The sequence below is a fragment of the Echinicola sp. 20G genome (assembly GCF_015533855.1).
In the GTDB taxonomy this organism is placed as follows: domain Bacteria; phylum Bacteroidota; class Bacteroidia; order Cytophagales; family Cyclobacteriaceae; genus Echinicola.
Genome location: NZ_AP024154.1, coordinates 4,767,221 through 4,779,030 on the forward strand (window position 1 = coordinate 4,767,221; position 11,810 = coordinate 4,779,030).

At 39.9% G+C, this 11,810-nt stretch carries 9 protein-coding genes; 4 read left to right on the forward strand and 5 right to left on the reverse strand.

Annotated features, from left to right (window positions below; translation table 11 throughout):
• Positions 1-18: 18 nt before the first annotated feature.
• The 5 genes from JL001_RS19275 to JL001_RS19295 all read right to left on the reverse strand — a co-directional run bounded on the left by JL001_RS19275 (position 19) and on the right by JL001_RS19295 (position 8,085).
• On the reverse strand, positions 19-2,610 hold the full coding sequence (locus JL001_RS19275) for a hypothetical protein (protein ID WP_200979132.1): 2,592 nt from the start codon (positions 2,608-2,610) through the stop codon (positions 19-21).
• Positions 2,611-2,878: 268 nt separating this feature from the next.
• Positions 2,879-3,835: a GNAT family N-acetyltransferase gene (locus JL001_RS19280; protein ID WP_200979133.1), complete on the reverse strand. Its 957-nt coding sequence runs from the start codon at positions 3,833-3,835 to the stop codon at positions 2,879-2,881.
• 6 nt (positions 3,836-3,841) lie between these two features.
• Complete coding sequence (locus JL001_RS19285) at positions 3,842-4,669, reverse strand: 1-acyl-sn-glycerol-3-phosphate acyltransferase (protein ID WP_236252905.1); 828 nt, start codon at positions 4,667-4,669, stop codon at positions 3,842-3,844.
• A 193-nt stretch (positions 4,670-4,862) separates the two neighbouring features.
• The gene (locus tag JL001_RS19290) at positions 4,863-5,684 is read right to left on the reverse strand and encodes a DUF4249 family protein (protein ID WP_200979135.1); all 822 of its coding nucleotides are present in this window, start codon (positions 5,682-5,684) and stop codon (positions 4,863-4,865) included.
• A 4-nt stretch (positions 5,685-5,688) separates the two neighbouring features.
• Positions 5,689-8,085 carry a TonB-dependent receptor gene (locus tag JL001_RS19295; protein WP_200979136.1) on the reverse strand — a complete coding sequence of 799 codons (2,397 nt, stop codon included), beginning with the start codon at positions 8,083-8,085 and terminating at the stop codon, positions 5,689-5,691.
• 228 nt (positions 8,086-8,313) lie between these two features.
• Between JL001_RS19295 and JL001_RS19300 the strand changes: the two genes are divergently transcribed.
• The 4 genes from JL001_RS19300 to JL001_RS19315 are packed head-to-tail and all read left to right on the forward strand — an operon-like array spanning position 8,314 to position 11,810.
• On the forward strand, positions 8,314-9,279 hold the full coding sequence (locus JL001_RS19300) for a VWA domain-containing protein (RefSeq protein ID WP_200979138.1): 966 nt from the start codon (positions 8,314-8,316) through the stop codon (positions 9,277-9,279).
• 24 nt (positions 9,280-9,303) lie between these two features.
• The gene (locus JL001_RS19305; RefSeq protein WP_200979140.1) at positions 9,304-9,957 is read left to right on the forward strand and encodes a hypothetical protein; all 654 of its coding nucleotides are present in this window, start codon (positions 9,304-9,306) and stop codon (positions 9,955-9,957) included.
• Positions 9,947-10,594: a hypothetical protein gene (locus JL001_RS19310; RefSeq protein WP_236252906.1), complete on the forward strand. Its 648-nt coding sequence runs from the start codon at positions 9,947-9,949 to the stop codon at positions 10,592-10,594. The genes JL001_RS19305 and JL001_RS19310 overlap by 11 nt, the downstream gene beginning before the upstream one ends.
• Positions 10,595-10,628: 34 nt before the next feature.
• On the forward strand, positions 10,629-11,810 hold the full coding sequence (locus tag JL001_RS19315; protein WP_200979143.1) for an acetyl-CoA C-acyltransferase: 1,182 nt from the start codon (positions 10,629-10,631) through the stop codon (positions 11,808-11,810).

An 11,810-nucleotide genomic window follows, 5' to 3' on the forward strand; every position in this document is an offset into this window, starting at 1 on the left:
CCCCCCTTTAACCCAAAATCAATCTTCCTCAGAGCATTTTCCTTCTTCGATATCACTTCTTGTGGGATTATACCCATTCTTCTGCACATCATAAACATAAACTATCCCTTTGGTAATCAAGTTTGTCAAAGAACAAAAATCATAGAGCAAACTATTGTCAAAAATCTCCAATTCGTAATTTTTGTTGCTTCCAAACTCATTTCCCACTGAATTTAGGTTTTCAAGGCCTTGAAGACTTGCTAATGTGTGACACATCTCTATTTTCAAATTTCTTCCTATTGTCTTAATAGAAGACATAGCTGAGATGTCAGTTAGCCTCGTATTACCGTATAACTCAAAAGAAAACCTCAAGTCTGCATCAAAGTACAAACCGCTTAAACTCCTCAATGAAGAGCATTCGGAAATACTCACGCCTCCGTGGATTTTACCGGAAGGAAGCATCAATCCTTCTAAACTTTCCAGATTTGAATTTTGAAGAATTTGCAATCCCGAAATAGATTCAATTGACGTATCGAAATCATCAAAATTCACCAACGCCTCCATTTTCTCCAGTACTAATTCGGAAAAACCGCTGATATGATCCAATCCTTTTAATGAAGCAAGTCGCCTATTGTCATTCAGTGTAAGACTTTTGATTTCCTGAATGTTTTCCAAACCTTCCAAATTTACCAGGTAAGGATTTTCGCTTATCTCCATTATTTCTTTTATAATGCTTAGACTGGATATACCTTTTAAGGTTTTTAACGCACTGTTTTTCTCTATATTAATTCTCCCATTTACCTTTTGTAAGTTCTCCAGCCCTTCAAGATTTTCCAGTTTGTTAACCTCACTAATGATAAGGCCTAAATTTATTTCAACAAGACTGTTTAGGCCATTTAAGCTCTTCAAGCCGCTGCATTTTTCAAGTATCAAGGAGCCACCAATTTTCATCAAGCCTTTCAGGCCTGAAATATCAGTGATCACATCTTCACCAGTGGATTTATCCGTTATTTCCAAATTTCCTTTAATGAACTCAGCTTGATATTTCGAGAACTTGTCCACATCCGCTTGGGTTTCCAAAACCAAATTGCCGCTATATTCTCCATCAACTACAGGGTTTTCTTCAACCAGCTCGATCACCAAAGGATGTTCTCTATCATGCCCCTGTAAACTATCCGTGCTGAAAATGTACTTAAATTCTTCATACCCTTCAGATTGGACTTTGAGATAGACCTCATCATTGACAATATGGTCTTCATAGAGATTGACTCTGGTTGTTTGGTTTATTTCTTTCTCCGTTGATCCATTTGCACCGATCAACAGTCTTCCCGTTAGAAGTTTACCAGGAGTATCCTTTTCCTGTAGCCGCACGTAAAAGAATAGTGACACCGGATCTTTAAACTTCACCTTGTCTGGATCAAAGCCAAACTCAAAGGGCATAAAACCCTGGGTATTCATGACTGCGTATGAAGCTTGGTTGATTTCCTCATCAATCGTCACCGGGAGAGACAGAGGGAGGCTATACCTGTAATATTCTCTCAGGTAGCCATCAATGGGAACAGCAAAAAGCACCTCACCTTCCTCATCCTCCAAATACAATTCAACAATAGAATAATTTCCTTTTGGCAGGAAAATTTCTTCCAAAAAATAACCCCTATTCTCTTTATACACATCCAACTCCACATACACCTCCAACTCCACCTCTTCATAATCCGTAGCTCCTCCATCCTTCTGGACAATCGTAATATGTGCCTTAGCCACGTCTTCCATGGCATTAAAGCCTTTACCTTGAACATAGCTAGAAGACAACGCTTGCACGCCAGCCCTAAAGGCATAAGTGGACTGCTCCTTTTCCATTTCGATAAGCAGCGGATCTTTTATGTACTTAAGTAAGCTGTCTTTTTGTAAAACCACATCTACGCGCTCGTATCCCTCGGAAATTAAATAAAAGGAAAACGCACCGTCTTTGAAATAATCTTCTTTTAGCAAAATCCGTGTAATCGAATCCAACTCAATTTCATCGTGTTTTACACTTTTAAGCCTCAATTCCCCAGTCAGGAAATTGCTTGGATTTGCCTTATCTACAAGGCCAATGCTAAAAAAATCTGCAGTCTCAAATACTATCTCATCAGGATCAAAACCAAACTCCTCCGGAGTAAAACCCAAAGTAGACAATACTTCCAATATCACCGTCTTTATAGAACTGCTTTTCTCTACTGTAAAAGGAATAGGCAATTGTTTATCAATATAGGCTTGAAGTTTGCCTGATACCGGAACAGCAAAAAGCGTCGTCCCCTCTCCATCCAACAAGTACAGCTCCGTAACTTTATAATCTCCAAATGGCAAAAAAACTTCTTCTGCATAAAACACACCATCCGACTCAAATAACTCCAGCTCTGTTTTGGTATATTCTGTAGCTGTACCATCTGCTTTGGTGATAGTTACCAAAGCCTTCACTACTAGGCTAAAATCATTGCTTTGCTCTCTCGCCTGAATATTTCCATCGGGCAGCTTAAAACCAAAAGACACTGGAGAGGAACCTGCTACTGGCTCAGGGAAGTCTTTAGAGCACGATGAAAAAATGGCTATAGCTGAAAACATAATCCCCACAAAATTTAGTTTGAAGTTCATTGAGATTGAATTTTATTGTTAAAAAACTGACCAAGCACCTTGAAAAATTGGAAGCTTTACATTCCGTTTTTCAAAACTGAAATTAGCCTTAGTAAAAATATATCGTTTGCAAAGTATTTAAAAATTGCATTTCAAATATATTAAAAAGAATTATAAATACATAAATCTTTATTTTAAAAACAATAAAGATTAGTTACAATCTGCTTACTGAACATAAAAAAACCGCTAAATCAACTTTAGCGGCTTCACTCTTTCTTTAATAAAAGTCTTAATCTTTTACTTTTTTGTCGAAATCCTTATCACGTTCATAGGTTTCTATATGTCTCTCTTTTTTGGTATCATAGATATCCGCTATAGTGATCATAATCCCTGTCTCTTCCACAGCACCAAATTCATTGTTCATAGCTGTACCAAAAGTCTTCATGGTGGGAGACAAATTCATATAAGTGTTGATCAAAGGTGGGATATTTTCACCAAGCGCTCTTACACGCGTGTTCAATTCTTTATACCCCTCCTTATAGTCAAGTCCCTCAAAAACCCCTTCAATAGAACTGATATCAGTCTTGTATGGTAATGGGGTTAAAGGTTCTACCAAGTGCTCTTTATCTGGAAAATAATGGTTCATAAAGTAAAGTAACAAGTCTCTGGCCTCTGCATTAAAGTGAGGATACATGGTTACTTTTCCAAACAAATATTTTACTTCAGGATGCAAAACCACCACAGCTCCCAATCCGTCCCACAGATTATCCAATGAAAACACGCCTTTTCGGTTGTCTTTCCTCGGCTGGTATTTAGGCTGGACAAAAGACCTGCCCAACTCAATGGTATATGGCAAATAATCTTTTTTGAACTTATCCGTAAATTTAAAAAGGTGGGCGGTAGATAGGTTTACCTCACCGTGATCATTAAGCCCAGCTTTGTTACAATCTATCAATCTATAACCTGCAATGATTTCTTCCTCAACAGGATTCCAAGCAATCAATTGCTCATAACAATTTTCACAGGTATCATTTTCATCTATATCAATAGGAAGGCCTGTACCTCCCCCTGCTCCCCTAAAGGTCAGCTCTCTGAGTCTTCCGATTTCTTGCATGACATTGGGCGAATTATGGTGGTTCACCAAGTAAACCTGATTGTCACCATTATTGGTATGTCGAAGAAAGCGCTCAAGCGTCAACTCCCTTTTTAAAATATCCTTATCTACAGGGGCTATAATATCTTGCATAAAAACTTAACTTTCTGTGGCTAAGGAATAAACTACTTCTTTTACCTCCTCTGCCCAGTCCTTTTCACTTTTTGATTCATCAAAATACTGGTAAGAAATTGGTTTTCCTACATGTATGGTCACTTTTTTATTCTTTTGGCCAAACATTTCATCTGCTAAATACATCATCTCAATATTTGCTTTGATGCCTATTTTTTTCCTGATATTGGCCAAGTTGTAAAAGAAAGAGGAGTTCTTTCCATCAATATATACCGGTACCACATTCTTATGGTACTTCTTGGCTTTACTGATAAAACTCTTCTTCCATTCCAAGTCCTTGATTCCTTCCTTTTGCTTTCTTGAAACCAGACCGGCTGGAAAAACAAGCACCGCATGGTCTCCAGCATAGGTCTCTTCGATAAGTTTGGCTGCTGACCTTCCATGACTTCCATGTTTATTTACTGGGATAAACAAAGGCTCAAAGTTTTTGATATTGGTCAGGATATCATTGACCAGAAACCTTAAATCCTGTCTGTATTTGCCTAGGGCATACATAAAAGCAATGCCATCCAATCCTCCCAAAGGATGGTTGGATGCAAATATAACAGGTTCTTCCATTGGAATATTTTCCGCACCAAGGAGCTCTATTTTGACACCAAAATCATGAATGAGTGCATTGACAAATTCCAGTCCATATAAATGGCCGTAATCTCCCATCATGCGGTTCACATCATCTTCATGGGCGATTCTCCGAATATAGTTCAATACAAAACCCGGAATCCATTTTAGCAATGAAGGATTCTTGTCCTTGATCACCTTCTTTATCTCAATAAATTTCTTTTGTGACTCGTCCAAAGATGGATTATTTAAACAAATCCCCCCAAACGAAAACCATCAATCCATAAGAAATTGATTAGCAATCACATGAGGATAATTCAATTTTTTAAGCTTATCTATTCCCAAGTCATTTGGACAACTTGGAAGCCTAAAAATACAAAAAAATCACAAAGGGACACTTAAAAAGTCTACTGAGAGAAACTCAAAAAAGCTATTGTATTGTAATTGATTCAGATATAACCGGAGATACCATAAAATATCCCAAAGCAGGATCTTGTCCCTTTACCAGTTCAATATTGCTTTGTGGGTTTTGTGGTGGTGGGCTAAAAAGACCTCCATCGTTATAAAGCAGGCCCACTAAATCCTGAAGGTAATTATAGGCGCTTTTGTTCAATCTGAACAAGGTCACTTTAGCCTCATCCCCTTTCTTGAAAGGAATATTATCCAATTCAAAACCATCCTCTATCACCCCAGTGCCAAAAGTGTCATCAAATAAAAGGTAGTCTCCCTTTCTGTTCAGTAAAGTATCATTTCTCACCACCCTAATGCGATAATAGTTGTTCTCATCAAACGGTATCTTCCCATGTAGCTTCAAATAATATCCTGCCTGCCTGAACGCCTGTTTTTCATGATAAGTGTAACTCAAACTATCCAATTCCGGAGCTTCCAGCAATTCTCCGGAAGACTCATATTCATTATTGCCTACCTTAACTTTCAAGGTGTAATGCTCGCCCGCTACTCCATCAAGATTGGTTCCTGGCAAGTAGGTTTCGGTTTTACTGGAAAAAAAGAACTCAATTTCCCTATTTCTTTCATGATGGTATATGGAGACCTTAGCATTTGAAATAGGCTGATAATATGATGAATCATAATAGCCCTTGCTTTTAGTAATCCGAACTTGGTTGAAAGACCTTGTATCTGTCCAAAAGCCTTCAATTACAGTACTGGAAGGCCCTTCCCTCAACTCCAATATGACTTCTTCTTGACAGGAAAAAAGTAGAAAAACCAGAAATATTAACCGATTGATTTTCATTTGATCAAAATTCAAAGTTATAGGAGACAGAGGGCAGGAAGGTAAACAGATAAGTCATTACCACACCAGGCCTGCGCGAGTATATCGGCTCACCTGATGAAGAGCTATAGTTGATATCATTATTGAGAATATTAGTAAACTGGTACGAATAAGGGTTTTTTCTACCATACAAATTATAGATACTAAAGCTCCAGCTTCCCCGCCACTTCTTGCCCTTGTCTTTATTCTTTAAGATTACGGATGCATCCAAGCGATGGTAATCAGGGAAACGATCTTCATTTCTTTTGGAGCTATACACGGGAATTTCTTGACTATCCACAGAATAAGAACCCACAGGATAACTTACAGCTTGTCCTGTGGAATATACAAACGTAATATTTCCCGTCACTCGCTCACTAAACTCTCGTTGAAAGACAAAGGAAACATCATGGGGTCTATCATAGCGAGGATTATAGGCTTCACCTTCACTGATCCCTGGGACCTGTCGAAACGTCCTGGAATAAGTGTAGCCTAACCAACCTGTTGTCTTTCCCAAGTTCTTTTTGATCATCATCTCCACGCCATATGACCAGCCCTTGCCACTTAAAACCTGCGATTCAATATTGTCTGTAAACAGGATATCTGCCCCTTGCTTGACATCAATGATATGCTCATAATCCTTGTAATAAGTTTCAAGGCTAAGTTCCCAACTATCTTCTTTGAAAGTTTTGAACAGCCCTACAGAATATTGATCGCTTTTTACGGGTTGGATATACTCACTGGCCATTACCCAACGATCAATAGGCAGCCCGGCCGAATTGTTTGCCGCCATTTGCAAATACTGGTAGTTCCTATTATAAGCTGCCTTGACAGCAGTATTTTCCTTAAGTTTAAATCGAACAGCAAGCCTAGGTTCCAAAGCTTGATAAGCTTTCATCTTTTCAAAACTACCAAAGTACAAGGTGTCAATAATTTCTTCTTCCCGATCACTTGGTTCATTTTCATAAATGTATTGTACTCCCTTTCCAATCCTTTTGTACAAGCTTAACCTAATTCCACCTTCTATCTTTAGCTTGGAATTAACATCAATATCACCGGAAACAAAGAGATCATTTTGTAAAGCGTTTTCAGGATTGGTTGTGATTGGCTCCACTTTGCTTTCTGATGGAACAGTCATTTTCACAGGTGAAAAATGATAATACCGGGAATGCAATCCCATTTCAAAAACAGCAACATCACTTGGATGCCAAGTCAATGAAGGCCGAAAACCCGATTCAGAAAGGATGTTTTTCCACAGAAAACCATTCGCATCGTCCTTGATGTCAATTGAATAAGCATATTGGGAATAATAACCATTTACATCCAAATACCATTGATCATTGATTGTTCGGCTCCAGTCACCTGAACTGATCCAGTTTTTCCACCCAAAGCCAAATAAACCTTCTACTTCTAAATAATCGCTTCCATAGTAGCTTGAGAAACTGAGCTTGTCCTTATCCGAAGGACGAAAAGTAAACTTTCCTCCCAAATCATAAAAATATAAAGTATTGCTATTGATGTCTTCATTGCTTGACAGACCCAAAAATGCATCCACATAAGTTCTCCTTCCCGATACCACAAAGGATGACTTTTCGGAAAACAAAGGCCCATCGAGAGTGATTTTTGAACTGATGTTTCCAATCCCCCCTTCACCATGAATCCTATCCCTTCTACCTTCCTTCATTTTGATATCCACCACAGAAGAGAGTCTTCCACCATAATTAGCAGGAATATTGCCTTTATAAAGATCAACACTCTCCAAGGCGTCTGGGTTAAAAACTGAAAAAAAACCAAAAAAATGGGATGGGTTATAGACAGGGGCACCATCCAATTGAATCAAGTTCTGGTCCGAAGATCCTCCCCGCACAAACAAACCAGTAGTTCCTTCCCCTACTGTCTGTATCCCGGGAAGCAGCTGCAGGCTTCTTAGGACATCCACCTCTCCAAACAAAGAAGGGATATTTTTCAATGTGCTGATTGGCAAAGTATTCCTTCCCAAGTCTGTACTTTCAGTAAGGGAAGCTTCTCTCCCTCCTTCTATCACAACCTCCTCTAAACCTTGCGCAACAGGCACTAAGCTGACCGTCCAAAATTGATCAAAAGTGGAAGAACTAATGCTTAGGATGCGTTTTTCATAGCCTACAAAGGAGACCACCAACTGACGAGGCAACTTGGCCGTTTTGATTTTAAACTCACCTTCAGTATTGCTTGTCACCCCTGAGTTTTGAGCACTCTGCCAATATATTGCCGCTCCCAAAAGTATTTCCTTGGTTTGGGCATCGATCACATTTCCTTTAATTAAATAATTATTTTGACAAACCCCATTCGTTAAGCTAAGAAAGCTTAATGCGAGAAAAATCAGGCAACTTGACCGGTACTTCATCTAGAAAGTGTATTTACTTGATCTTGGGTAATTGTTCCTCTATAATAAATTATTTCTTCAAATATCTACGATAATATCAAATATAAAGATACCCTCGAGCCATCCATCTCCTTCTATACACCTATCTATTAACCATTTATAGATAATATTAAATTATCACCCTGTTTAGGTGCTCAATAATTTAATGACCATTCTTTCGTTTTGATATAAAATTCCTAATTTCAAGGCATGATTTGGGCATATCCTGATGTTTCTTTACTACTGATTTTAGCCACCATCTTTGGTGTGCTTTACCTTATTTACCTTTATCGTTTTTGGCTTATCAACAAAAGGCTAAAGGTCAAAAAGCACCGTCTACTCATTAAGATGGGCTTGAGAATTGCTTATTTTCTCTTGTTTCTGGTGGCTTTGGCCGGTCCTTCCATTGGCAATGCTACCAAGGAGATCAAGCAGGAAGGCAAGGACCTGTTTATTGCCATTGACCTTTCCCAGTCCATGAACGCTGCTGATATTGGACCTTCCAGGCTGCAAAGGGTAAAATATGAGCTTAAAAATCTTATCAAAAACTTCAGCACCGATCGCATTGGGCTGATTATCTTCAGTTCTGAGGCATTTGTGCAATGCCCCCTAACCTTTGACCAGAATGTACTCCAACTCCACCTTGATGGATTGAATACTGGTCTTGTGCCCAATTATGGAACGGACATAGCTGCACCATTGGCGCTGGCCTTGCAGAAATTCAGAACAGATGAAAACCAAGACCCCAAATCAAAATCAATAGTACTGATCAGTGATGGAGAAAACTTTGGAGACAACCTCAATAGTGTACTCAACCAGTTAAATGAAGAGGGAATCAAAGTGTTTAGCTTAGGAGTAGGTACTGCGAATGGAAGCACCATCCCTCGAGGTAATGGTGTCATTATGGATGAATCCACCAACAGCCCGGCCGTAACCAAACTGAGTACCAATACCCTTAAAAGGATCGCCAGTGACACCAATGGGCAATACTTTGAGATCAGTGATGAAGTGCAGGAAATACCACAACTGATTACGGTAATCGAAAAGATGGAAGGTACCGTCACCGGTTCCAGAACAGTCGAAGCTTCTGCCAATAAATACTTCTTCTTTTTGTTAGCAGCTCTAGGTCTGGCGATTTTTGACATGATTCTTCCCTTACGAACTATTAGTATGTAATCCTTACCCACTCATTGAATTCTTATGAATAAAATATTATTGGCTACATTACTTCTGATCCCCTCTTCCTGGACGCAAATCTCGGAAAAGAACAAAGCCATAGATTCGGCAGAAGAAAAGTATGTCAAAGCTGAATATGAGGAATCCGTGAGGGAGCATCTGGCCTTGCTCAATGAACATGGTATCAATTCAGAAGAAGCCAACTTTGACCTTGCACTCAGCTATCAATTCAATGAGCAGGAAGAAGATGCACAACAAAAATATGTGGAATTGGTTGGTGCCACCAAGCACAATATAGCTTCATCTGCTTCCAATCAAAATGGCGTAATTTTGGGTAGAGGCGAAAAATACAAAGAAGCTTTAGAGGCATTTAAGACCGCTTTGATCAAGGATCCTACCAATGATGTCGCTCGATACAATTATGAGTTATTGGCCAGATGGTTGGAGCAAAATGAAGACCAGCAGCAGGATCAAAAGGATAACCAAGATCAAGACAAACAGGAACCTTCCAATTATGCCAAGCGTATGAAAGCGGAGGCTGATAAGCTGGTAGAACAGTTCAAATTCAAAGAAGCACTGGATGTGATGAACAAAGCTTTGGAGATCGATGAAACTGTTTCTCATTATCAGGAGTTTATAAAGAACCTAGGAGATGTCAATGAGATCAATGAAAACTAAAATATGCTTGTTTTTTGCTGGATGTCTGGCAAGTATCATCCTAAGCACTGACCCTGCTTATGCCCAGTCAGCTGCCACCTATTTCAATGAAGCAGCCAAACAATATGTCAACAGTGACTACAGTAAATTGGGACAAGTCCTTCAGGAAGGATTACAGAAATACCCTAATGATCCAAAGCTTAATGCACTTAAAGAAAAGTTAAAGGACGATCAGGAAAAGCAAAACCAACAGGATCAGCAGCAACAGGATCAGAACAAAGATCAAGACCAACAACAGCAAGGAGACCAGGATCAGCAGCAGGAAGATCAATCGCAACAAGAGAAGGAATCCAAAGATGGTGAGGGTGAAGAGCAAACCCAAGAGGATGGTGCTGAAGAATCCGATAAAATGGATGAAAAAAGAGGGGAAAAATCTGAACGGGAAGAACCTATGGATGAAAAGTCCACTCAAAAAAGCGATTTGACCGAAAGGGAAAAAGCCATGGAAGAGTTGCGCCAAAAACTGCAACAAATGAATATCTCACCCGAGCAGGCCGAGCAAATCCTGGATGCCATGAACAACGCAGAGTTGCAGTACATCCAACAAACCAGAAAGAAACCTACCAAACGTCCGGATAAAAGTCTACCGGATTGGTAAGACCACTTTTTACAACCTTAACCCATAAACCCAAATGAAAGAAGTCTATATCATTTCAGCTGTAAGGACTCCATTAGGAAGTTTTGGAGGAAAATTATCCAGCCTAACCGCTGTAGAACTCGGCTCCCATGCCATCAAAGGTGCCATGAAGAAAGCCCAACTATCTCCTGAATCAGTTGAAGAGGTCATCATGGGAAATGTCCTTTCTGCCAATTTGGGGCAAGCTCCTGCTCGACAGGCCTCATTGGGAGCAGGTATCAACTATAACGTCCCCTGTACTACCGTAAATAAAGTCTGTGCATCAGGCATGAAAGCGGTGATGTTTGCCGCCCAATCCATCATGACTGGGCAAAACGATGTTGTTGTCGCTGGAGGAATGGAAAGCATGTCCAATGTGCCCTACTACATTCCCAAGGCAAGGTTTGGATATAAATTCGGAAATGGTGAATTCATAGATGGACTGGCTAAGGATGGCCTTCATGAGGTATATTATAATTTCCCCATGGGCAACTGTGCTGACAATACCGCCAAACAAATGAAAATCAGCAGGGAAGCCCAAGACCAATATGCCATCCAATCTTATCAAAGGGCTGCTGAAGCATGGAAAAATGGTTATTTTAAAGAAGAAGTCATCCCAGTTGAGCTTAAGGGCAGAAAAGGGGAAAGTATCCTGATCGATGAGGATGAAGAATATAAAAATGTAATTTTTGAAAAGATCCCTAGCCTTCGTCCTGTTTTCGATAAAGAAGGAACAGTGACTGCCGCCAACGCATCTACCATGAATGATGGCGCTGCTGCACTGGTGCTGATGAGCAAAGAAAAAGCTGAAGCACTAGGGTTAAAGCCTATTGCCAAAATCTTAGGCTTTGCAGATGCAGCGAGAGATCCCATTTGGTTCACCACTGCCCCAGCACTGGCCATTCCCAAAGCCATCAAAAATGCCGGACTGAGCAGCAGTGACATTGACTTCTATGAAATCAACGAAGCTTTTTCTGCAGTTGCCTTGGCCAATCAGGAACAATTGAACCTGTCAAATGACCAACTCAATGTGTTTGGAGGTGCTGTTTCTTTAGGACATCCACTTGGGGCATCCGGAGCTAGAATTATAGCCACCTTGCATTCCGTTTTGGAGCAAAAGGGAGGTTCCATTGGAGTAGCAGGAATCTGCAATGGCGGTGGTGGAGCATCCGCCATAGTGATTGAAAAAATGACTTAA